18 protein-coding genes are annotated in these 23,409 nt (G+C 73.6%); 10 read left to right on the forward strand and 8 right to left on the reverse strand.

The genetic code is table 11. The features are described 5' to 3' along the window. Positions 1-200: 200 nt before the first annotated feature. Entirely contained in the window at positions 201-2,948 is a 2,748-nt protein-coding gene (locus tag AB0O07_RS17440; protein ID WP_365633598.1) for a helicase C-terminal domain-containing protein, read from the forward strand. Here the strand turns inward: AB0O07_RS17440 and AB0O07_RS17445 are convergent. Next, complete coding sequence (locus AB0O07_RS17445; RefSeq protein ID WP_365633601.1) at positions 2,911-3,603, reverse strand: VanZ family protein; 693 nt, start codon at positions 3,601-3,603, stop codon at positions 2,911-2,913. The two genes, AB0O07_RS17440 and AB0O07_RS17445, sit on opposite strands and share 38 nt — an antisense overlap. 272 nt (positions 3,604-3,875) lie before the next feature. On the opposite strand from AB0O07_RS17445, the gene AB0O07_RS17450 reads away from it, so the two are divergent. Then, a complete protein-coding gene (locus tag AB0O07_RS17450) occupies positions 3,876-5,519 on the forward strand; it encodes a DNA repair helicase XPB (protein ID WP_365633604.1) in 1,644 nt (547 codons plus the stop codon). Positions 5,520-5,658: 139 nt separating this feature from the next. On the opposite strand, the gene AB0O07_RS17455 is transcribed toward AB0O07_RS17450, so the two are convergent. Continuing rightward, complete coding sequence (locus AB0O07_RS17455) at positions 5,659-6,978, reverse strand: glycosyltransferase 87 family protein (protein WP_365633607.1); 1,320 nt, start codon at positions 6,976-6,978, stop codon at positions 5,659-5,661. Between the two features lie 66 nt (positions 6,979-7,044). Continuing rightward, a complete protein-coding gene (locus AB0O07_RS17460) occupies positions 7,045-7,245 on the reverse strand; it encodes a hypothetical protein (RefSeq protein ID WP_365633610.1) in 201 nt (66 codons plus the stop codon). A gap of 417 nt (positions 7,246-7,662) precedes the next feature. On the opposite strand from AB0O07_RS17460, the gene AB0O07_RS17465 reads away from it, so the two are divergent. Continuing rightward, complete coding sequence (locus tag AB0O07_RS17465) at positions 7,663-9,849, forward strand: UvrD-helicase domain-containing protein (protein WP_365634257.1); 2,187 nt, start codon at positions 7,663-7,665, stop codon at positions 9,847-9,849. 152 nt (positions 9,850-10,001) lie between these two features. Further along, entirely contained in the window at positions 10,002-11,567 is a 1,566-nt protein-coding gene (locus AB0O07_RS17470) for a histidine-type phosphatase (RefSeq protein WP_365633613.1), read from the forward strand. Positions 11,568-11,583: 16 nt separating this feature from the next. On the opposite strand, the gene AB0O07_RS17475 is transcribed toward AB0O07_RS17470, so the two are convergent. After that, a complete protein-coding gene (locus AB0O07_RS17475) occupies positions 11,584-12,291 on the reverse strand; it encodes a copper homeostasis protein CutC (protein WP_365633616.1) in 708 nt (235 codons plus the stop codon). 303 nt (positions 12,292-12,594) lie between these two features. Between AB0O07_RS17475 and AB0O07_RS17480 the strand changes: the two genes are divergently transcribed. Further along, positions 12,595-14,955, forward strand: a complete 2,361-nt coding sequence (locus tag AB0O07_RS17480; RefSeq protein ID WP_365634260.1) for a heavy metal translocating P-type ATPase — start codon at positions 12,595-12,597, stop codon at positions 14,953-14,955. Between the two features lie 100 nt (positions 14,956-15,055). On the opposite strand, the gene AB0O07_RS17485 is transcribed toward AB0O07_RS17480, so the two are convergent. Beyond that, positions 15,056-15,529 carry a hypothetical protein gene (locus tag AB0O07_RS17485; RefSeq protein ID WP_365633619.1) on the reverse strand — a complete coding sequence of 158 codons (474 nt, stop codon included), beginning with the start codon at positions 15,527-15,529 and terminating at the stop codon, positions 15,056-15,058. A gap of 36 nt (positions 15,530-15,565) precedes the next feature. Between AB0O07_RS17485 and AB0O07_RS17490 the strand changes: the two genes are divergently transcribed. Then, positions 15,566-16,369 (forward strand): hypothetical protein, encoded by an 804-nt coding sequence (locus AB0O07_RS17490; protein ID WP_365633622.1) that lies wholly within the window; start codon positions 15,566-15,568, stop codon positions 16,367-16,369. A gap of 291 nt (positions 16,370-16,660) precedes the next feature. Further along, positions 16,661-17,935 carry a Cmx/CmrA family chloramphenicol efflux MFS transporter gene (locus tag AB0O07_RS17495; protein ID WP_365633625.1) on the forward strand — a complete coding sequence of 425 codons (1,275 nt, stop codon included), beginning with the start codon at positions 16,661-16,663 and terminating at the stop codon, positions 17,933-17,935. Here the strand turns inward: AB0O07_RS17495 and AB0O07_RS17500 are convergent. Genes AB0O07_RS17500 through AB0O07_RS17510 form a run of 3 tightly spaced genes read right to left on the reverse strand, consistent with a single transcriptional unit; the run spans position 17,913 to position 19,464 of the window. Beyond that, entirely contained in the window at positions 17,913-18,695 is a 783-nt protein-coding gene (locus AB0O07_RS17500) for a TetR/AcrR family transcriptional regulator (protein WP_365633628.1), read from the reverse strand. The genes AB0O07_RS17495 and AB0O07_RS17500 overlap by 23 nt on opposite strands. Before the next feature lie 53 nt (positions 18,696-18,748). Further along, positions 18,749-19,033 (reverse strand): DUF4031 domain-containing protein, encoded by a 285-nt coding sequence (locus AB0O07_RS17505; protein WP_365633630.1) that lies wholly within the window; start codon positions 19,031-19,033, stop codon positions 18,749-18,751. Continuing rightward, complete coding sequence (locus tag AB0O07_RS17510; RefSeq protein WP_365634263.1) at positions 19,030-19,464, reverse strand: hypothetical protein; 435 nt, start codon at positions 19,462-19,464, stop codon at positions 19,030-19,032. The genes AB0O07_RS17505 and AB0O07_RS17510 overlap by 4 nt, the downstream gene beginning before the upstream one ends. Positions 19,465-19,689: 225 nt before the next feature. Between AB0O07_RS17510 and AB0O07_RS17515 the strand changes: the two genes are divergently transcribed. The 3 genes from AB0O07_RS17515 (at position 19,690) to AB0O07_RS17525 (ending at position 23,342) form a co-directional block, all read left to right on the forward strand. Then, positions 19,690-20,544: a MurR/RpiR family transcriptional regulator gene (locus AB0O07_RS17515; RefSeq protein WP_365634266.1), complete on the forward strand. Its 855-nt coding sequence runs from the start codon at positions 19,690-19,692 to the stop codon at positions 20,542-20,544. A gap of 106 nt (positions 20,545-20,650) precedes the next feature. Then, a complete protein-coding gene (murQ, locus tag AB0O07_RS17520; protein ID WP_365633633.1) occupies positions 20,651-21,634 on the forward strand; it encodes an N-acetylmuramic acid 6-phosphate etherase in 984 nt (327 codons plus the stop codon). Positions 21,635-21,905: 271 nt separating this feature from the next. After that, positions 21,906-23,342, forward strand: coding sequence for a glycosyltransferase (locus AB0O07_RS17525; RefSeq protein WP_365633636.1), 1,437 nt, complete (start codon positions 21,906-21,908; stop codon positions 23,340-23,342). Positions 23,343-23,409 lie beyond the last annotated feature (67 nt).

Raw genomic sequence — 23,409 nt, forward strand, 5'->3', positions numbered from 1 at the left:
GCCCGAACGCCCCATCCGGCTCCGTCCGAATGCCCCACCCGGCTCCGTCCGAAAAAAACCCACGCCCCGCCCCACCCCCTGAGACCGGGCGGAAGGGTCTTCACGGGCTAACGTGGAACGAATAACGCAGGGGGATCCCCGGAGGAACGTGCGGGGATCCGCGAAGGCCGAGTCGAGCGGAAGCCGAGCAGGAGGCGCACGTGTCCGAAGGAACCGGCGGTACGCCACCGCGCACGCTCGCGGAGGCCCTGCGCGTCCAGGGCGACGACTCGCTCGCCGCCCTGCTGCGTGCCAGGCCCGACCTGCTCAACCCGGTGCCCGGCGACCTCTCCCAGCTCGCGACCCGCGCCGGGACCCGGGCCTCGGTCGTACGGGCGCTGGAACGGCTCGACCGGTTCACCCTCCAGACCGCAGAGGCGCTCGCCGTCGCCCCCGAGCCCGCCCCGTACGACACGCTGCGCGCACTGCTCACCGGCGACGAGGGCGACCCGGTCATCGAGGCGGCCCTGCCCCGCGCCGTGGCCACCCTGCGCGACCAGGCGCTGCTCTGGGGCCCGGACGACCGGCTCCGCCTGGTCCGTACCGCCCGCGAACTGCTCGCGCCGTCCGCCACCCACCCCTCGCCCACCGGGCTCGGCCCGACGGTCGCGGAGGCCACGGCCGGGATGTCGCCGGGCCGGCTCCAGGAGATCCTGACCGCGACGGGGCTGCCCACGACCCACGACCCGGTCTCCGCCGTCGCCGCGCTCACCGCGCTCTTCACCGACCGCACGCGGATGGCCGCGCTCCTCGACACCGCGCCGGTGGAGGCGCTCTCGGTACTGGACCGGCTGGTGTGGGGGCCGCCGTACGGGGAGGTCACCTCGTCCCCGGCGCCGCCGGTGTGCTGGCTGCGCGACCGGGGGCTGCTGCTGCCCGCGACCACCCGGACCGTGGTCCTGCCGCGCGAGGCCGCGCTCCATCTGCGCGCCGGGCGCGCGCACCGCAAGCCGGAGCCCACGGCGCCCGCGCTGGCGCCCCGTGCGGAGGCCGGGGGCGCGGGCGTGGGCCCGAGGCCCGGCCGCGTACCCGGCGGCCGCCCGCTACGCCCAGCGCCCCTCTCCCCACTCTCGTCCCCCTCATCTTTCTCGTCCCCCTCATCTTTCTCGTCCCCTTCCTCTCCCGCGTCTCCCCCGCCTCCCCCGTCTCCCCAGCTTGTGGACAACACGGCGGCGGGTCAGGCGTTCACCGCGCTCGCCACCGTCGAGGAGCTGGCCAAGGAGTGGAACGAGGGCGGCCCGCATGTCCTGCGGGCCGGCGGCCTCTCCGTACGGGACCTCAAGCGGACCGCCACCGCGCTCGACGTCACCGAGCCGATCGCCGCCTTCTGGACCGAACTGGCCTACGCGGCCGGGCTGCTGGCCTCCGACGGCGAGACGGAGGAGCGGTACGCGCCGACCCCGGCGTACGACGAGTGGCAGGAGCTCCCCGCCCCCGAGCGCTGGGCCCGCCTCGCCACCGCCTGGCTGGCCGCGACCCGTACGGCGGGCCTGGTCGGCAGCCAGGACTCCAAGGGCCGTACGCTCGCGGCGCTCGGACCCGACCTGGACCGGGGCCCCGCCCCCGAGGTACGCCACCGGATCCTCGAACTCCTCGCCACCCTCCCGCCCGGCACCGCCCCCGACCCCGAGTCGCTGCTCGCCCGGCTCCGCTGGGAGCGCCCGCTGCGCGCCGCGTCGGCGGCGGGCCGCGCGGACGACCTGCGGACCCGGCTCGCGGCGTGGACGCTGAACGAGGCGGAGCTCCTGGGGATCACGGGCCGGGGCGCCCTGTCGACCCACGCGAGGGAACTGCTCACGGCGCCGTCCTCGGACACCGCTCGGGACGCCGGTACGCCCCGTACAAGCACCGCGTCCGCCGCCTCCGAAGCGCGCGCCGCCCGGGCGCTGGCCCCGCTGCTCCCCGAGCCCCTGGACCACGTACTCCTCCAGGCCGACCTGACCGCCGTGGCGCCCGGCCCGCTCCTGCGCCACCTCGCCGAGCTGCTGTCGATCGCGGCCGATGTCGAGTCGAAGGGCGGCGCGACGGTCTACCGCTTCACTCCCGGGTCGGTACGACGTGCCCTGGACGCCGGGCAGTCCGCGTCCGACCTGCATGAATTCCTCAAGAACCACAGCCGCACGCCGGTACCGCAGCCCCTCGCGTACCTGATCGACGACGTGGCGCGCAAGCACGGCCATCTCCGGGTCGGCGTGGCCTCCGCGTACGTACGCTGCGACGACGAGGCCGTCCTCGACGAGATCCTGGCCGACAAGCGCTCCCAGGGGCTGCGGCTGCGCCGGCTCGCCCCGACGGTGCTGGCGGCGCACGCGGACGCGGGGGCGCTCCTCGAAGGGCTGCGCGCCATGGGGTTCGCGCCGGCGGCCGAATCGGCGGACGGCGATGTGATGATCACCCGGGCCCACGCCCACCGCACCCCGCCCCGGACCGCCCCGGCCCCGGTCCCCGACGGCCCGCCCGTGCCGGACGGACCGCTGCTGGGCGCGGCGGTACGGGCGATCCGGGCCGGGGACCTGGCGGCGACGGTGGTCCGCAGGCCGGTGCCGGAACCGACACCGTCCGGTTCGGCGACGCTGACGGCGACAGCGGCGGCCTCGTCGTCATCGTCATCGCCGTCGCCGTCGTCATCACCGTCGTCATCGTCGTCACCCCAGGCTGACGGGAACGGCGCGCTCCCCCGTACGACCTCGGCCGAAACCCTCGCGACGGTCCAGGCCGCCGCGCTGACCGGCTCGGCGGTCTGGATCGGCTATGTGAACGCGGACGGCGCGGCGAGCCAGCGGGTGATCGCCCCGGTCCGGGTGGAGGGCGGCTTCGTCACGGCGTACGACCACACGGCCGACGAGGTCCGTACGTACCCCCTGCACCGCATCACGGGCGTGGCGGAACTGGCCGACGACCCGGCCTGACCCGCCGCAACCGCTCCCGGAACACCCCGGCGGCCTTGCCCTTGCCAAGCCCCCGTCCCGACACCCCGCCCCGCACCTTCGCCTTGTCCCGCACCGCTACCTCTGCCTTGTCCCGTACCTTCGCCTTCCCCTCTGCCTTGTCCCGTACCTTCGCCTTCCCCTCAGCCTTGTCCCGTACCTGCGCCTTCCCCTCTGCCTTGTCCCGTATCTTCGTCTTCTCCCGTACCTTCTCCGGCTCCGCGCCCAGCCGGTGGAAGCTCCGCGAGATCCGCCGCCCCAGCAGCAGATAGGCGATCAGCGCACCGCTCGTATTGAGGATCACGTCGTCCACGTCGAAGGCGCGCCCCTCGATCATCGCCCCCTGCGCCAGCTCCACCAGCGCCATCACGAGCACCGTGAGCATCACCACCCGCACCATCCGCATCCTGCGCGGCATCAGCAGCGGAAGGATCACCCCGAACGGCGCCCCCAGCAGCAGGTTCCCGCCGATCTGCTTGCAGGCGGCGAGGAAGGTGTAGTCCTCCGCGTAATTGCGCAACGAGTGTCCGGGCCTGAGGTTGGACCCCGCCATCTCGACGGAGGCCGGGGAGGGCGTCAGCGTCAGCTCGGCCAGTACGGCGGAGAACCCCACCAGCGCGACAAACGCGACCCCCATGATCACCCCCCGCAGCAGATGCCGCCCCCAAGCCCCTCCGGCCCCTCTCCCGGCAGCGGAACTCCCCGCCCCGGTCCTTTCCGTCTCAGCGGTCATAGCCCCCTGATGCCCCCGCCCCACCCGAATACGCCGCCCGCGCCGGTCGGCCTCCGCCCCCCTCCCGGCCGACCTGGGTGCCGGATCGGCCCGGGATGGGCGACACTGGTCGTTTGGCTCCGCCGGCTCCGCCCGCCCGGGGCGTTGTCCACAACCCCGACGGAAAGGGCGCAACTGTGAACGGACCGCTCATCGTCCAGAGCGACAAGACGTTGCTGCTCGAAGTCGATCACGAGCAGGCCGATGCCTGCCGGCGGGCCATCGCGCCCTTCGCCGAGCTGGAGCGGGCGCCCGAGCACATCCACACCTACCGGCTGACGCCGCTGGGGCTGTGGAACGCGCGGGCCGCCGGGCACGACGCCGAGCAGGTGGTGGATGCCCTGGTGGGGTTCTCGCGGTATCCGGTGCCGCATGCCCTGCTCGTGGACGTGGCCGAGACGATGGCCCGGTACGGGCGGCTCACCCTGACCAAGCACCCCGTCCACGGGCTGGTGCTGACCTCCACCGACCGGCCGGTGCTGGAGGAGATCCTGCGGTCCAAGAAGGTCCAGCCGCTGGTCGGCAGCCGGATCGACCCGGACACCGTCGCCGTGCATCCGTCGGAGCGCGGGCAGATCAAGCAGACGCTGCTCAAGCTGGGGTGGCCGGCCGAGGATCTCGCCGGGTATGTGGACGGGGAGGCGCACGCGATCGAGCTGGACGAGTCCGGGTGGGCGCTCCGCCCGTACCAGAAGCAGGCCGTCGAGGGGTTCTGGCACGGCGGCTCCGGGGTGGTCGTGCTGCCCTGCGGGGCCGGGAAGACGCTGGTCGGCGCGGGGGCGATGGCGCAGGCCAAGGCGACCACGCTGATCCTGGTGACCAACACCGTCTCGGCCCGCCAGTGGAAGCACGAGCTGGTCAAACGGACCTCGCTGACCGAGGACGAGATCGGCGAGTACAGCGGTACGCGGAAGGAGATCAGGCCCGTCACGATCGCGACGTACCAGGTGCTCACGACCCGCCGCAAGGGGATCTACCCGCACCTGGAGCTCTTCGACTCGCGCGACTGGGGCCTGATCGTCTACGACGAGGTCCATCTGCTGCCCGCGCCCGTCTTCAAGTTCACCGCCGATCTCCAGGCCCGGCGGCGGCTCGGCCTGACGGCGACGCTCGTACGGGAGGACGGCCGCGAGTCGGACGTCTTCTCGCTCATCGGGCCGAAGCGTTTCGACGCGCCGTGGAAGGAGATCGAGGCGCAGGGGTACATCGCCCCGGCCGACTGTGTCGAGGTACGGGTCAACCTCACCGACGGCGAGCGGCTGGCGTACGCGACGGCCGAGACGGAGGAGAAGTACCGCTTCTGCGCCACCACCGAGACCAAGCGGAAGGTGACGGAGGCGCTGGTGCGCAGGCATCAGGGCGAGCAGACGCTCGTCATCGGCCAGTACATCGACCAGCTCGACGAGTTGGGCGAGCATCTGGACGCGCCGGTCATCAAGGGCGAGACCAGCAACGCCCAGCGCGAGCAGCTCTTCGACGCGTTCCGGCAGGGCGAGATCTCGGTCCTGGTCGTCTCGAAGGTCGCCAACTTCTCGATCGACCTGCCGGAGGCGACGGTGGCGATCCAGGTCTCGGGGACGTTCGGCTCCCGCCAGGAGGAGGCCCAGCGGCTCGGCCGGGTCCTGCGCCCGAAGGCGGACGGCCACGAGGCGCGCTTCTACTCGGTGGTCGCGCGCGACACGATCGACCAGGACTTCGCGGCCCACCGCCAGCGCTTCCTGGCGGAGCAGGGGTACGCGTACCGGATCGTGGACGCGGACGAACTGCTGCGGGAGGGGTGAGAGGGGCGCTGTCGCGGGGGGGGCGCTGTCCTGGGCGAGGTGCTGCCGTGGGCGGCGCACTGTCGCGGACGGCGCGCTGTCGTGGGCGGGGTGCTTCCGTGGGCGGCGCGCTGTCGTGGGCGGGGTGCCTTGCTCGTTCTCAGCGCCGCTCGGGGTGGTCCGCGTGGGCGACGACGCGGCGGTCCTTCCCCGCCCCCGCCGTCGCCTTCCTGTCCCCGCGCGGCCCCGGGAGGCGGTATGGGGGGCCGGTGGGGCGTGGGGTGCGGGTGTGCCAGGTGGTCAGGGTCAGGAGGGCCAGGGCGCAGAGGGTGTACGGGGAGATCAGGGGCTGGTGCCACCAGGGTGGGCGCGGGGCCGGGTCCGCCTCGTACGGTACGGCCCAGAAGCCGCGCGCCGTCCAGACCGCCCCGGCCAGCACCGCCGTACGGACCCGGCCCTCGGCGAGCAGGGCGGCGAGCAGCGGTACGCACCACACCCACTCGTGCGACCAGCTCACCGGGGTGACCAGCAGCGCGGTGACGGCGGTCAGCAGGACGCCCCAGGTCTCGGAGCCGGCCCGGACGGCGGCGCGGCGGGCCGCCCACAGCCCGGCGGCCCCCGTGACCAGGGCGACGGCCGCCCAGCGGAGGCCCGGCCGGTCCGTGGGGCAGAGGCGGGCGAGCAGGCCGTGCAGCGACTGGTCGGCGACGCCCCACACCGCGCCCGTCCGGTCGGCCGCCAGGATCCGGGCCGTCCAGAACTCGCCGCTGGCGTACGGGAGGACGAGCGCCCCGAGCAGCACCGTGGCGGCCAGCGCGGCGAGGGCGGTGAGCCCCTGCCGTACCCGGGAGGTGAGGAGCAGGTAGGCGATGAAGAGCGCCGGGGTGAGGGTGACCCCCGCCGCGACCCCTAGGGCGAAACCCTTGCCCAGCGCGTGGTCGGGGCGGGCCAGGTCCCACAGGACGAGGCAGGCGAGGGCGAGGGTGATCTCGCCCAGCAGGATCGTCCGGGAGACCGGTTCGAGCCAGAGCCCGGCGGCGACGGCGCCCATGACGACCAGTGCGGAGGCGGGCCGTCCGGCCAGGCGGGCGGAGAGCCGTACGAGCAGGGCCAGCAGCGCGAGGTTGCCGAGGAGGAGGACCACCTTGAGGGCGCCCGCGGGCAGCCAGACGGTCGGGACCAGGAGGATCGCGGCGAAGGGTGGATAAGGGGAGGAGTAGGAGTAGAGGGAGGTGTAGGAGTAGAGGGAGGCGTGGGGGGAGGAGTTCTCGGGGGCCGGGGCTGCGGGGGTGTGCGTGTGCGGCGTTGTCGTTCCGTACGCCGGCATCCCGTAGGGGGCGAGGTCGTACGGGGCCGTTCCGGCCAGGGGCTCGGGCAGATGTACGGGCCGGGTGACGCCGAGGGCGGCGAAGGCCGCCAGCGAGAGGACGAGCGCGCCCACTGCGAGGAGTGAGCGGAAGGTCACGGTCCGGGAGGTCACGGCCGCGACCCTAGTGGATCGGCGGAGGGTCTGGTTCCGGGCCCTTCGGCTCCGGGTCGGCGGCGGTCAGCGGCGGTGTCTGGGGCCCGCCTCCTCCTGGTACTCCCCCAGCACGGCCACCTTGAACGCCGTGGTCAGGAATATCTTGGCCGCCCGCAGCGCGTTGCCGACCGGGTGGCCCGGGTGGGGGACGGAGCCCGTCGCGGTCGCACCGGGGGGTGGCGCGCTCTGCGGGGCGTGGATCGGGGTGAGGGATGCTGCGCTCATACATCCATGGTGACTCCGGGCGCTGTGGAGCACATCGGCCCCGGGTTTGAGCCGCTTGTGAGCCGCCGTCCCCCTCCAGGGGGAGGCGGTCCCCCTGGAGGACGGCCAAAAAGCATTCGCCTCCTCGACATGCGCTGGCTACACTGCTGCACCTTGCCCGCCTCCCCCCAGGGAGCGCCGTCGTCCGGACGGAAACCGGACGGCCACCGCCCATGACGTGATCACGCCGGAACGGCCCCCGCCGCCCCGCCCGCCGGAGCGCGGCCCGTCGGCGTGCGTACAGCCCCGGAGGCACCTCCCTTGTCCGCGCCCGTACCCCCGCCTGCCCCCGACGCCGTCCCCGATGCCGTCCGCGACGCCGCCCCCGACGCCGTCCCCGGTCCCGCCGACGACCCGCTCGGCCGTGAGCGTGCCCACCTGGGCGCCTCCCGCGCCGCCCTGCGCGCCATGCGCGAGGACGTGCAGTCCCTCGACATCCGCGACGTCACCGCGAACTGGGTCAACGCCGCCGTTCTGGAGGCCCAGATCGAGGACCGCGTCAAGGCGCTCGCCGACCTCGCCCACACCCCCCTCTTCTTCGGGCGGCTCGACTACCTCCACCCCGTAGGAAATCCCGTGGGGAATCCCGTAGGCGGAGGGGAGCGGAACGGGGAGGACTCGGGTCAGGAGGACGACGCGGCCGGCGGCGACAGCTTCTACATCGGGCGGCGCCATGTCCACGACGCCCAGGGCGACCCGATGGTCATCGACTGGCGCGCCCCCGTCTCCCAGCCCTTCTACCAGGCCTCCCGGAACAAGCCGCTCGACGTGGCGCTGCGCCGCCGGTTCGGTTACACCGCCGGTGACCTGACCGCGTACGAGGACGAGCACCTCTCCGACCCCGCCGAGGCCGCCACCTCCAGCAAGCTGCTCCAGGCGGAGATCGAGCGGCCCCGCGTCGGCCCGATGCGGGACATCGTCGCGACGATCCAGCCCGAGCAGGACGAGATCGTCCGCAGCGGTCTGGGCGGCACGGTGTGCGTGCAGGGCGGACCCGGGACCGGGAAGACCGCCGTCGGTCTCCACCGGGTCGCGTATCTGCTGTACGCGCACCGGGAGCGGCTGGCCCGCACCGGGACGCTGGTCATCGGGCCGAACGACTCCTTCCTCCACTACATCGAGCAGGTGCTGCCCACCCTGGGCGAGCTGGAGGTGAGGCAGGCGACGGTCGGGGACCTGGTCGCCACCGGGACCGAGGTACGCGGCACCGACCCGGCCGAGGCCGCCGTGATCAAGGGCGACGCCCGGATGGCGGAGGTGCTGCGGCGGGCCGTACGGTCCCATGTCATCCTGCCGACCGAGCCGGTCGTGGTGGTGCGTGGCTCGCGGCGGTGGCGGGTCCCGGCGTACGAACTGACCGAGATCGTCGAGCAGTTGCTCGCCCGTGACATGCGGTACGGCGCCGCCCACGAGGCGCTGCCGCAGCGGATCGCGCACGCCGTGCTGGTCCGGATGGAGGAGGCCGGCGAGGCCCCCGACGACCGGGTGCAGAACGCGGTGGCGCGCAACCCCGCCGTCAAGGCGGCGGTCAAGGCGATCTGGCCGCAGGTGGATCCGGCGAAGCTGGTGCTGCGGCTGCTCTCCGAGCCGGAGTTCCTGGCCGCGCACGCGGACGGGGTGCTCAGCGCCGACGAGCAGAAGACCATCCTGTGGACGAAACCGGCCCGGAGCGTACGGTCGGCGAAATGGTCCCCGGCGGACGCGGTGCTGATCGACGAGGCGGGCGATCTCATCGCCCGTACGCACTCGCTGGGCCATGTCGTGCTCGACGAGGCGCAGGACCTCTCCCCCATGCAGTACCGCGCGGTCGGCCGGCGGTGCTCCACCGGTTCGGCGACGGTGCTGGGCGATCTGGCGCAGGGGACGACGCCGTGGGCGACGGCGAGCTGGGCGGAGGCGCTGCACCACCTGGGGAAGGGGGACGCGGTCATCGAGGAGTTGACGGCGGGCTTCCGCGTACCCCGCGAGGTGATCGCGTATGCGTCGCGGCTGCTGCCCGCCATCTCGCCGGGGCTGGCGCCGGTGGCCTCCGTACGGGAGTCGCCGGGGTCGCTGGAGGTACGGGAGGTACGGGAGGTACAGGGGGTACAGGGGGTACGAGAGGTACGGGAGGTGCAGGGGGTGCAAGAGGAACGGGAGGCAGGCGCCCCCGAATCCTCGGATGCGGCGGGCCCTGAGGCGCCGGACGCGGGCCCCGAGGCGCTGGACGCGGCGGTCGTGGCGGCCTGCCGGGAGTCGTTGACGCGGGAGGGCTCCATCGGCCTGATCGCGGCGGATGCCCGGATTCCGGCGCTGGCGGAGGCGCTGACGGCGGCGGGGCTCGGGTATCTCGCGCCCGGCGAGGAGACGAACGAGGCGGCGCGCCTCACCCTCGTACCGGCGTCACTGGCGAAGGGTCTGGAGTACGACTACGTGGTGCTGGACGAGCCGGCGGCGGTGGTCGACGGCGAACCGGACGAGCGGACCGGGCTGCGCCGGCTGTATGTGGCGCTCACCCGTGCGGTGTCGGGTCTGGTGGTGGTGCACGCGGCGGCGCTCCCGGAGCAGCTCACGGCGGCGGACTGAGACCGGCCGGATCCCTTGGGGGAGGCCACCGAGGGGCCTCCCCCAAGGGACCGGGGGAGGTTCCGGGCCGGCGGAATCGGGAGGGCTCCGGAGGCTCCGGGAGGCCGCCGTGCGTACGTACTGCGTTCATGTGACCGGTCGACGATGCCGCCATGACGTCACCGAAGCCCCCGAAGTCCCCGAAGCCGCCGAAGTCGCCGAAGTCCCCGTCGAAGACGGCGAGAACGAGGTCCGCGAAGTACGTCGCCGCCACCGCCTGTGCGCTGGCGGCCGCCGTCCTGCTGCCGCTCACCCCCGCCTCGGCCACCCCCGCCCCGGGACCGGTAGCGGGCTCCGGCAGCTACACCACCAAGACCCTCTACTCCCCGCAGCAGAACCCCCGTACCTACCAGCGCGCCCCGCGCGGGTACACCCCCGTCTTCACCGAGAACGTCTCGCGGCACGGTGCGCGCGCCGCGTCCAGCGGCGCGGACGGCGAGCTGCTGCTCACCGCCTGGCGACAGGCCCGGAGCGAGGGCGCCCTCACCCGTACCGGTGAACGGCTCGGCCCCGAGGTGACCGCACTGCTCGACGCCATGGCGAAGGTCGGTTACGGGAACCTCAGCGGCCGGGGCGTGCGCGACACCGCCGAGACGGCGCGGCGGCTGCGGCAGCGCGAGCCCGAGCTGTTCCGGCGGATCGCCGAGGAGAAGAAGCCGATCGAGGTCATCACCTCCGGCCAGGGCCGCGCGATCGACACCGGCACCGCCTTCACCGACGCGCTCACCGCCGCGCAGCCGGATCTCGCGCCGCTGGTCCAGCCCTCGCGCCCGGACCCGGACCTGCTCTACTTCCACAAGTCGGCGGGCGGCGCGGCGTACCGCGACTACATCGCCGGCGACCAGCGCCTCGCGGCCACCCTCGCGAAGATCAAGAACCAGGACCGTACGCGCCGTGCGGCCCGGAGCGTCCTGGAGAAGATCTTCACCCCGGCCTTCGTGCGGCGTGTGGACGCGGGCGAGTTCGGCTTCGCGGAGAACGCGGTGCCGCTCGCCGAGGCGGTGTACGGGCTGTACAGCATCGCCCCTGCGATGAGCGACGAGGGTACGTGGCACATGGACCGGTACATCGCCCCGGCGGATGCCGCGTGGTTCGCCTATCTGGATGACGCCGAGACCTTCTACGAGGCGGGCCCCGGCTTCCGGGGCGCGGACATCACGTACCGCATGGCGGCCCCGCTCCTGGCCGACCTCTTCGCCCGGATCGACGCCGAACGCGCGGGCAAGGGCGGTCCGGGCGCGGTCTTCCGCTTCACGCACGCGGAGGAGGTCATTCCGCTGGCCGCCCTGATGAAGCTGCCGGGCAGCACGGAGCAGGCCGCGGAGAAGGCCCCGTACACGTACGCGAACAACGGGTGGCGGGGCGCGAAGGTCGCTCCGATGGGCGCGAACATCCAGTGGGACCTGTTCCGCAAGGACGGCAAGGACGGCAAGGACGGCAGGAACGACAAGGACGGCAAGGGCAGCGGGAAGGACAAGGGCCAGGGCAAGGGGGAGAAGGCGGGCGGCGGCGCCACGTTCCTGGTGCGGATGCTCTACAACGAGAAGGAGACCGCCTTCAAGGCGGGGTGCAGGCCCATCGCGAAGGGCAGCTACTTCTACGACGCGGACGAACTCGCCCGCTGCTTCAAGTCCGACCTCGCGTCCGGCCTCACGTCCGGCCTCGCGTCGGTGAAGTAACCCCTAGGGGCCGCCCCTAGCCGTCGAGGGCCGCGCGCCACTCCCGTACCGCCTCGGCGGCGACCGGCCCGTCCCAGCCGCCGGGGCGGGCCGCGCCGCCGATGTGGAAGGCGGTGACGCCCGCCTCGCGCAGCACCGGCACGTGGGCGAGGCGGAGGCCCCCGCCGGCCATGAGGCGGGGGCCGTACCCCGGTTCGTGGCGGGCGGCAGCCGCCGCCTCGGCCAGCAGGGTGGGCAGTCCCTCGGTGACGCCCGCCGGGGAGCCCGCCGTGAGATATGTGTCCAGCCCCGGCAGGTCCGCGAGGCGGCGGCGGAGGACGGCACGGTCCGCGGCGTGGTCGATGGCGCGGTGGAAGGTCCAGCGGCAGCCGTCGAATTCGGCGATCAGCCGCTCGACCGTGACCAGATCGGGCGTGCCGTCCGGGTCGAGGAAGCCGAGGACGAACTCGTCCGCCCCCGCGGCCCGCAGCCGGCGCGCCGCCGCGGCCAGCGCGTCCGCGCCCTCGGGGCCGCCCGCCGCGAACCCGTCCCTGAGCCGGAGCATGACCCGTAGGGGGAGCCCGGGGACGGCGGCGCGGATCGCGGTGAAGGTCGCGGTGGCCGGGGTGAGGCCGTCCGCCGCCATGTCGGTGACCAGCTCCAGGCGGTCCGCTCCGCCGTCCCGGGCGGCGAGGGCGTCCTCGGCGTCGAGGGCGATCACCTCCAGGAGTGCTCGCTTGCTCATAGGAGGGGCCTCATTCCCTGGATCTCCGACAGGTCTAGTCCAATATCCACCCTAAGGGCCGGAGGCGATCACGGCCACCCCTTGAATCGGATAGGGGGTGGGGGTATACAGGAAGGAGCAGGATACCCCTAGGGGGTACGATGAGGACACCGGCCGACACGAAGGAGCCGCCCCATGAGCACCACCAGGACCACCGGTGCTGGTGCCGGTGCCGACACCGGCACCGGCACCGGCACTGGCACGCCGGTGGGCGCCACCGCCGAGGAGCACGCCGAAGCGGAAGTGGAACTCGTCATCGGCGGTATGACCTGCGCGTCGTGCGCGGCCCGCGTCGAGCGGAAGCTCAACCGGATGGACGGGGTGGCGGCCACCGTCAACTACGCGACCGAGAAGGCCAAGGTCACGTACGCCGGCGGGGTCTCCGTCGCCGATCTGGTCGCCACCGTCGAGGCCACCGGGTACACCGCGCGGAAGCCCGCGCCCGTACACCCCGCCGCGCCCGCGACCGTACACCGTGCGAACGCGGGGAACCCCGGGGACACCGGAGACGCCAGGGACGACAGGAGCACCGGGAGCCCCCGGGACGGCGCGGGTGGCGGCGGCGCGGAGCCGGACGACCCCGAGCTGCGCACCCTGCGCGAGCGCCTGATCACCGCCGTCGTGCTCGCCGTCCCGGTCGTCGCCATGGCCATGATCCCGCCGCTCCAGTTCGACTACTGGCAGTGGCTGTCGCTCACCCTCGCCGCCCCCGTCGTCGTCTACGCGGGCTGGCCCTTCCACCGCGCCGCCTGGACCAACGCCCGGCACGGCGCGGCCACGATGGACACCCTCATCTCGCTCGGCACCTCGGCCGCGTTCCTCTGGTCGCTGTGGGCGCTCTTCTTCGGCATGGCGGGCATGCCTGGCATGACCCACCCCTTCGAGCTGACGGTCGCGCGCGGCGACGCCTCCGGGAACATCTATCTCGAAGCCGCCGCGGGCGTCACCGCCTTCCTCCTCGCCGGGCGGTACATCGAGGCCCGTGCCAAGCGCACGGCGGGCGCGGCGCTGCGCGCGCTGCTCGAACTCGGCGCCAAGGAGGTCACCGTCGTGCGCGACGGGCGCGAGACCACCGTGCCCGTCGCCGAACTCCGCGTCGGGGACCGTTTCGTGGTCCGGCCCGGCGAGAAGATCGCGACCGACGGCACGGTCGTCGAGGGGTCGTCGGCCGTCGACGCGTCGATGCTGACCGGTGAGTCCGTACCGGCCGAGGTGACCGTGGGCGACGGCGTCACCGGGGCCACGCTCAACGCGGGCGGGCGGCTCGTCGTGGCGGCCACCCGGGTCGGTGCCGACACCCAGCTCGCCCGGATGGCGCGGCTGGTGGAGGAGGCGCAGAACGGCAAGGCGGCCGTCCAGCGCCTCGCGGACCGGGTCTCCGCCGTCTTCGTCCCCGTGGTGATGGTGCTCGCGCTGGCCACGCTCGGCGGCTGGCTGCTGGCCGGGGGCGGGCTGACGGCCGCGTTCACGGCGGCGGTCGCCGTCCTGATCATCGCCTGCCCCTGCGCGCTCGGCCTGGCCACGCCGACCGCCCTGCTCGTCGGTACGGGGCGGGGCGCCCAGCTCGGCATCCTGATCAAGGGGCCGGAGGTGCTGGAGTCGACGCGGCGCGTGGACACGGTCGTCCTCGACAAGACCGGCACCGTCACGACGGGGAAGATGACGCTGCTGGCCACGCACGGCCTGGCGGCGCGGAGCGCGACGGACGGGGCGGCGGACAGGACAGCGGACGGCGCGGCGGAGGACGAGGTCCTGCGGCTGGCGGAGGACGAGGTCCTGCGGCTGGCGGGCGCGGTGGAGCACGCCTCCGAGCATCCGCTGGCCCGCGCGGTCGCGGCCGGCGCCGCCGAGCGCGTCGGGGCGCTCCCGCCGGTCACGGAGTTCGCGAACGTCCCGGGACTCGGGGTACGGGGCACGGTCGAGGGCCACGCCGTTCTCGTGGGCCGGGCCCGGCTGCTCACGCGGGAGGGCGTCGACATCCCCGAGGAACTGGCCGGGCGCCACGCCGCCGCCGAGGCGGCGGGCCGTACGGCGGTCCTGGTGGCCTGGGACGGTGCCGCGCGGGGCGTGCTGGAGGTGGCCGACGCGGTGAAGGAGACCAGTGCGGAGGCGGTACGGCGGCTGCGCGCGCTGGGCCTGACCCCGGTCCTGCTCACCGGGGACCACCGGGCCGTCGCGGAGTCGGTCGCCGCCGAGGTGGGCATCGGCCCGGACCGGGTGATCGCGGAGGTCCTGCCGGAGGGAAAGGTCGAGGCGGTGCGCGCGCTCCAGGCGGAGGGACGCTCCGTGGCCATGGTGGGCGACGGCGTCAACGACGCGGCGGCCCTCGCCCAGGCCGATCTGGGGCTGGCGATGGGCACGGGCACGGACGCCGCGATCGAGGCGGGCGACCTGACGCTGGTACGGGGCGATCTGCGGGTCGCCGCCGACGCGATCCGGCTGGCACGGCGCACCCTGGGCACGATCCGGTCGAACCTGTTCTGGGCGTTCGCCTACAACGTGGCCGCGCTGCCGCTGGCCGCCGCCGGGCTGCTGAACCCGATGATCGCGGGCGCGGCGATGGCGTTCTCGTCGGTCTTCGTCGTCGGCAACAGCCTGCGGCTGCGGCGCTTCCGGGCGTCGTAGGACAGATCTCCCGCCGGCGGCGGGAGATTCGTCATCGCGAAGCCCTGACAAACGGTGGGCTCGCGGACGCCGACGCGGTGACCGGCTATCTGGTCACCGGTCAGCGCACCGCGCAGGACGCGTCCTGCCCGGCGGAGGACCCGTCGGGGAGCCTGTCGAGGCGTACGGCCGACAAGTATTGCGTGCTCCGGGGGTTGAGGTCCGGGGGCAGGAGGAGCTGGTGCTCCTGCGGGGTGAGGACCTCGGCCAGTTCATGGATCGGGTAGCCGAAGAGGTCCAGGTCGCCGAAGGCGACCGGGACATCGGCACCCCGGTCCGGGACCCGCTCGCTCCGCTCGACGGTCAGATGGCCCAGGGTCCGCCCGGGGCAGGCCGCACAGGCGTAGGCGGTGACCAGGACGCCGTGGTGGACGAAGAAGAAGGTCCAGTGCGTGCCGCAGATCCAGCCGCCGGGGCGGATGTCCGCCAGGGTGGCGGCGGTCCACTGTGCCGCCCGCTCGGTCATACCGAAGCGCAGGACACCCGCGTTCCCGGGGAGGGCGAGCCCGGTACCGGGCAGCAGGCGCAGGGTCACCCGAGCAGTCTGCCGCCCCGGGCCTATGGTCGTCACATGTCCGAACCAGCCAGTTCCGGCCACCGCGCCCCCGGCGGCCACCCCGCCCCCGACGGTCTCCCCGACAGCGGCGGCCACCGCGATCCCGCCGGCCACCGCGATCCCGCCGCCCCCACCTCCGCTCCCACCTCAACCTCCGCCCCCGCCTCCGCCTCCGCCTCGGCGCTCCGGGAGCGTTTCGCCGCCGCCCTCGGTGCGCTGACCGGGCCGGGTGGCGGGGGCCCGGGGCCCTACCCGTACGCGGATGACCTCCTCGCCCGCTGGGGCGAGCCGCAGCGGAGGTACCACTCCACCGCGCACCTGGTCGCGGTGCTGGACCGGATCGACACGCTCGCGGAGTACGCGGACGACGCCGACCTGGTCCGGCTGGCCGCCTGGTTCCACGACGCGGTCTACCGGCCCGACCGCTCCGAGAACGAGGAACGCTCCGCCCGGCTCGCCGAGCGCGCTCTGCCCGAGGCCGGGCTGAGCGCCGCCCGTACGGCCGAGGTCGCCCGCCTCGTACGGCTCACCGCCGGACACGCCACCGCGCCCGGCGACCGCAACGGCGCCGTCCTCTGCGATGCCGACCTGGCCGTCCTGGCTTCGGCCCCGGCCGCGTACGCCGCGTACACCACGGCCGTACGGGAGGAGTACGGCTTCGTCCCGGAGCCGGAGTTCCGTACCGGGCGGGCGGCCGTGCTGGCCGAACTGCTGGCGCTGCCGGGGCTGTTCCGTACCCCGTACGGCGTCCGGGAGTGGGAGGCGCGGGCGCGGACGAACATGACGGCGGAGCTCCGCGAGCTGACCGGCCCGAGCTGACGCGGGCGGGTCCCGGAGCGGGCGGCTCCGTCGGTCTCACCATATGAACAACCGACCGTGGCAGGAATGCCGTGACCGACGACCCCAGTTGGACCTGACATGCCCGATTCCGCTCCCTCCGTCCCCACCCCGTCCCCGTCCCCTTCTCCCTCCTCGACGTCCCCGTCCTCGGCTTCTCCTTCCTCGGCGTCCTCGTCCCCTTCTCCCTCCTCGGCATCCCCGTCCTCGGCTTCTCCTTCCTCGGCTCCCCCGTCCCCGGCGGACCCCTCCCCGTCCTCCGCTCGGGTCCGGATGCCGGTGGCCGTGTATGTGCTCGGTCTCTCGGTCTTCGCGCTCGGGACGAGCGAGTTCATGCTCTCCGGGCTGCTGCCCGAGCTGGCCGCCGATATGAAGGTGTCCATCCCCACCGCGGGCCTGCTCATCTCGGCGTTCGCGATCGGCATGGTGATCGGGGCGCCGGTGCTCGCGGTGGCCACGCTGCGGCTGCCCCGCCGTACCACGCTCATCGCGCTGATCTCGGTCTTCGGCCTCGGTCAGGTCGCGGGCGCGGTCGCGCCCTCGTACGAGGTGCTGTTCGTGTCCCGGGTGGTCAGCGCGCTCGCCTGCGCCGGGTTCTGGGCGGTCGGGGCGGCCGTCGCGATCGCCATGGTGGCGCCGGACGCGCGGGCCCGCGCCATGGCCGTCATGATCGGCGGGCTCTCCATCGCCAATGTGCTCGGGGTGCCGGCCGGCGCGTTCCTCGGGGAACACCTGGGGTGGCGCTCGGCGTTCTGGGCGGTCGGGGCGGCGTCGGCGGTCGCCCTCGCCGGGGTCGTGACCCTGATCCCGAAGATCCCGCTCCCCACCGAGCGGCCCCGCCTCCGGCGCGAGCTGACCATCTACCGCGACCGCCAGGTCTGGCTCGCCATCCTGGTGACCTCGCTGTCGGCGGGCGGGGTCTTCTGCGCGTTCTCGTACCTCGCCCCGCTCCTCACCGACGTGGCGGGCCTGGAGAGCGGCTGGGTGCCGACGGTCCTCGCGCTCTTCGGGGTGGGCGCGCTGGTCGGTACGGCGCTGGGCGGGCGGTATGCGGACGCGCACCTCTTCGCCGTTCTGATCAGCGGTGTCGGCGCCTCCACGGTGTTCCTCGTACTGCTGGCCCTGCTCGCCTCGCAGCCGGTCGCCGTCGTCGGGCTGACGTTCCTGCTCGGGGTCTCGGCGTTCTACACGGCGCCCGCGCTCAACGCCCGGATATTCAATATCGCCGCCGCCGCGCCCACCCTGGCGGGCGCCACCGCGACGGCCGCCTTCAACCTCGGCAACACCAGCGGCCCCTGGCTCGGCGGCCGGGTGATCGACGCGGACTTCGGCTTCGCCTCGACGGCCTGGGCGGGCGGGGCGATGACGCTGGCCGCGATCGTGCTGGCGGCGGTGTCGCTGCGCTTCCACCGTGCTTCGGCGAAGGCGAGCCGGGTGGTGACGGGTTCGGCGACGGCGGGTGCGGCCTCCACGGCCTCCACGGCCTCCGGTAAGCCGGCTTCCGGTAAGCCGGCTTCCGGGCCGGTCAGTTGCTCGGTGGCCGAGTAGTCCCGGGGCCGGTCAGGCCGGCCAGTTCCGCCGCGAAGAGCCGGGCCGGGTCGAACCCCATCCCGGTGAAGTGCCCGGCCAGCTCCAGGGAGAGGACGCCGTGCATCCGGGTCCAGAAGGAGAGGGCCTGGTGGAGGATCTCGGGCGGGGCCGGGTGACCGGCCGTCCACGCGCGGTGCTCGGCGAGATGCGCGGCGAACGGGTCGGGAGGCAGGCCGCCCTCCGCTCCCGCGCCCCCCGGAGCCTCCGCTCCCGCGGCCCCCGTGAGGCCACCTTCCGGGGGCTGCGCCCCATACGCGTCCAGCAGGGTGCCCAGCATCTCGGCGGCGATGGCGGTGATTTCGTCGGGCGCGTGGTAGCCGGGGACGGGGGTGCCGTAGACGAGGAAGTACCGGTGCGGATCGGCCAGCGCCCACTCCCGCAGGGTCCACGCCAGCGCGGCCACCCCGGCGCCCGGCGCGTCGGCCTCCGAGGAACCCCCGGACGCCGCCCGGGTCGCCTCATGGGCCTCGTACGCCGCCCTGAAGGCGTCGGCGACGCTGCGGTACGCGTCCCTGATCAGCTCGGTGATCAGCTCGTCGCGGCCGGCGAAGTAGCGGTAGAGGGCGGGTCCGCTCATGCCCATCTGCTTGGCGATCGCGTTGAGGGAGAGCGCGGAGGCCCCCGCCGTGGCGATCTGCTCCCAGGCGTGCTCCTTCACCTCGGCGCGTACCTGGGCGCGGTAACGCTCGCGCGGCGTCGTCGCCCCCGGTCCCGTCATGCTCCGCCACCTCTCCCCTGCGCCGAATAACATCTAGGCTTCGTTAGAAGCTATCACGAAGCGGGAAACGGGGTGGGAGCCCTCCCCTTCGGGCGGCGCAGCCCCGCCTCCGTGAGGCGGCGGACGAGTTCCTTCGGGCCGATCTCCACCGCGCCGGCCCGTACGGCATCCGCGTAACGCTCCGCCGGGAGGTCGTAGTGGTCCCGTTCGAAGGCGCGCGGCGGGCAGCCGATGGCGGCGGCGAAGGCGTGCAGTTCGGCGAAGGACTCGTCGCTGACCAGGTGGGACCAGAGCCGGCCGTGGCCGGGCCAGGTGGGCGGGTCGATGTACACGGTCATACGGCCCCCGGCCCCCCGAAGCCGCCCGTCCCGCCCGCCCCGCGCGGGTCCCCCAGGGCCTCGCCCAGCGCGCCGACCGGGGCGAGCGCCACGCCCGCCTTCGCGCAGACCCAGTGCGGGTCGGGGCCGAGTTCCGGTTCGACTTCCAGGGCGTGCGGTTCCGAATCCACCGTGCAGAGCGGGCAGAGGGGCCACCGGCCGTACCGTTCCAGCAGCGCGCCCTGGACATCCTGGGCGACCAGCCCCGCCACGTACTCCGCGCCCTGCGGCCACTGCTCGACCCACCAGCGGCGGTGCGCGACCGACTCCTCGACCAGCGACACCACCTCCGGGCTCGCCACGTCCCCGGCGGCGAGGTCGGCGAGGACCAGCGCGCGGGCGCCGTGCAGCGCGCGCTCCAGCGGATCCGGCGCGGGCGGCGGCGGGCTCATGTCATCCATCCCGTCATCCATCCCGCAATTGTCGCGCGGGCGCCGCGACACGGGCCGGCGAGGGGGGTTGACGCACTTTTCCTACGAAAATATCTTTCAAGAGTGACCTACGACGTGAAGGAAAGTTTCAGCACCACGGGGGCCGGTGCGGGCACCGGTGCGAGCACCGGTACCAGTACAGGTACCGGTACGCCGCCGCCCGCCCCCGCGGCCCTCGCCGCCAAGGTGCGTACCCTCGCTCCGACCATGACCCGCTCCATGCAGCTCGTCGCGGAAGCCGTCGCCGGCGACCCGGCCGGCTGCGCCGCGCTCACCGTGACGGGGCTCGCCGAGCTGACCGGGACCAGCGAGGCCACCGTCGTCCGCACCGCCCGCCTCCTCGGCTACCCCGGCTACCGCGACCTCCGCCTCGCCCTCGCCGGGCTCGCCGCCCAGCAGCAGTCGGGACGGGCGCCCTCCGTCACCGCCGACATAGCCGTGGACGACCCGATCGGCGATGTCGTCGCCAAGCTCGCCTACGACGAACAGCAGACCCTCGCCGACACCGCGGCCGGGCTCGACACCGTCCAGCTCGGCGCCGTCGTCGCCGCGTCCGTCGCCGCCCGCCGCATCGACATCTACGGCGTCGGCGCTTCCGCGCTGGTCGGCATGGACCTGGCGCAGAAGCTGCTCCGTATCGGGCTCATCGCGCACGCCCACAACGACCCGCACCTCGCCGTCACCAACGCCGTCCAGCTCCAGGCCGGCGACGTGGCGATCGCCATCACCCACTCCGGCTCCACCGGCGATGTCATCGAACCGCTCCGCGTCGCCTTCGACCGGGGCGCCACGACCGTCGCCATCACCGGCCGCCCGGACAGCCCCGTCTCCCAGTACGCCGACCACGTCCTGACCACCTCCACCGCCCGGGAGAGCGAGCTGCGCCCCGCCGCGATGTCCAGCCGGACCAGTCAACTCCTCGTCGTGGACTGCCTCTTCATCGGTGTGGCGCAGCGTACGTACGCGACCGCCGCGCCCGCGCTCGCCGCGTCGTACGAGGCGCTCGCGCACCGCCACAGCCCACGGAACAGCACCCGCTGACCGCTGACACAAGGGCCGCCCCGGTACGTAATAACCAGTGGTCATAACCGGTGGTCCCACCCTTCCCCCGGCACCCGCACCCCCGGAGAGAAAGAGCCGCCTCGCCATGTCCTCCCCGCACAGCGCCCGGAACGGCGGCCGTCCCGACGGCCCCCGCGCGCACGACGACCTCCGCGCGCAACTGGACGTCCTCACCACCGAGGCGTTCCGCCCCGAACTCGCCGAGATCGACCGGCTCCCCACCCTCGACATCGCCAGGATCATGAACGGCGAGGACGCCACCGTCGCCGCCGCCGTCGCCGCCGAGCTCCCCCGGATCGCCGCCGCCATCGACGCCACGGCCGAGCGCGCCGCGCGCGGGGGCAGGCTGATCTACGCGGGCGCCGGTACGGCGGGGCGCCTCGGCGTACTGGACGCCAGCGAGTGTCCGCCGACGTTCAACACAGGACCGGACGAGGTCATCGGCCTGATCGCGGGCGGCCCCGGCGCGCTGGTCACCTCGGTGGAGGGGGCGGAGGACTCCGCGGAGCTCGCGGGCGCCGATCTGGCGGCCGTGAAGGTGACGGCGGACGACACGGTCGTCGGCATCTCCGCCTCCGGCCGTACGCCGTACGCCATCGGCGCCGTCGAACACGCCCGCGCCCTCGGCGCGCTCACCATCGGCCTCTCCTGCAACGCGGGCAGCGCGCTCGCGGCGGCGGCCGAGCACGGTATCGAGGTGGTCGTGGGACCGGAGCTGCTCACGGGCTCCACCCGCCTCAAGGCCGGTACGGCGCAGAAGCTCGTCCTCAACATGCTCTCGACGATCACCATGATCCGGCGCGGCAAGACCTACGGGAACCTGATGGTCGACGTCCGCGCCTCCAACGCCAAGCTGCGGGCCCGCTCCCGCCGGATCGTGTCGCTGGCGACCGGCGCGTCCGACGAGGAGATCGAGGCGGCGCTCACGGCGACCGACGGCGAGGTCAAGAACGCCATCCTGACCCTGCTCGGCCCGGTCGACGCCCCCACCGCCGCCCGCCTCCTCACCGCGTCCGACGGCCACCTCCGCACCGCCCTCCGCCACGCGGCGCCCCCGCGCCCCCTCTGACCCGGGCCCGGAGCCGTCTGCCCGTACCGAGGACACCACGGGCACCAAGGGCACCCCGGCCACCCCGGACGCCACCGACGCCACGCCCGTCAGATCGCCCGACAAGGCCAAACGGAGCATCCACGGGCGCGGTAGCGGGCTGATCGCGCCCCTCGTCCGGTAGATACGGACCGAATGCCCGTGGGATCCGGCCCCTGCCAGCTCAGGAACAGCCGCCCCACCTCCGTGCGGGGGACAGCGCCGCTCCTGCGTGTTCGGTCAGGAGACTGGTTTGACGACTCCTCAGCTTTCCGTGGTCGTTCCGTGCTTCAACGAGGCCGCCGTCATCGAGAGGTTCCACGCGGCCGTCGGGGCCGTTCTCGGCCCGGCCGGGCTCGACTACGAGATCTGCTACGTGGACGACGGCAGCACCGACCGCACCCGGGACATCCTCGGCGGCCTCGGCGCCGACGACCGGCGCGTCAGGTACACGGTGCTCAGCAGGAACTTCGGCAAGGAGGCCGCGATGCTCGCCGGCCTGCGCATGTCGCGGGGGCGGGCGGTGGTCCTCATGGACGCGGACCTTCAGCATCCCCCGGAGCTGATCCCGCGGATGCTCGAACTCCACCGGCGGGGGTACGACCAGGTGATCCCCCGGAGGGACCGCGAGGGCGAGGGGGCGGCGCGCGCCATGGTGAGCCGCGCCTACTACGCCCTGGTGCGCCATGTCATGGATGTGGAGGTGCTCGACGGCGCCGGGGACTTCCGGCTGCTGTCCCGCCAGGCGGTGGACACGGTGGTGTCGCTGCCGGAGACCAACCGGTTCTCCAAGGGCATCTTCTCCTGGATCGGCTTCACCACGGCCACCTTCACCTACCGGAACGCCCAGCGGCTCGCCGGCACGTCGAAGTGGGGAGGCCGCCGCCTGCTCAACTACGGCATCGACGGGCTGCTGTCCTTCAACAACCGGCCGCTGCGACTGGCCATCTACGCGGGCTTCTGGTGCCTTCTGGCGGCGGTCGTCTACGCGGCGTGGGTGGCCTTCGACGTGGCGCTCCACGGGGCCGCCGTCCCCGGCTACGCGACGCTTCTGATGGTCGTGGTCGCGGTGGGCGGGATCCAACTGATCACCCTGGGGATCATCGGCGAGTACGTCGGGCGCATCTACCACGAGGTCAAACGCCGTCCGCCCTTCGTGGTCCGGGAGACGGACCGACGTCCCGCGCCGAGCCCCCGCCCGCCACGCCGGAAACCGCTCACGCGCCCGGCGGACCGCCCGGCCACGGCACGGCAGTTCGCGACGTTCGTGGCGATCGGATGCGTCAACACCGCCGTATACCTGGGCGTCTACATCGCCCTGAACCCATGGATCCCGTACCTCATGGCGCATGTCCTCGGATACGCGGTCAGTTTCGTCGGTTCCTTCCTGCTCAATTCCCGCCTCACCTGCCGGACCCGTCCGACCTGGCGCGGGTTCCTCCGGTATCCGGTGTCCAGCGGCTTCAACCTCGTCGCCTCCGGCGCGCTTCTCTACGTGGCCGTCGGCCGACTCGAAATGGACAAGAATGCCGCCGCGCTCATCGCCGGGGTCCTCGTCACCCCCCTCTCCTTCCTCCTCGCCCGCTGGGCCATCGACTCCGGGGCCCGGCCGGTGGACACCACGGGCATGGCTCCGGACGCTCCTGCCGAAACGGAACAGACGGAACAGGACAACGCCACCCCCGGCTGACAGCACCCGCCCGGACGCGGAGAACCACCCGCCGGTCACGGCCCCGCCGCCGCTCCTTCCCCTGCCG

The sequence above is a fragment of the Streptomyces sp. NPDC093085 genome (genome assembly GCF_040683935.1).
Lineage (GTDB): Bacteria > Actinomycetota > Actinomycetes > Streptomycetales > Streptomycetaceae > Streptomyces.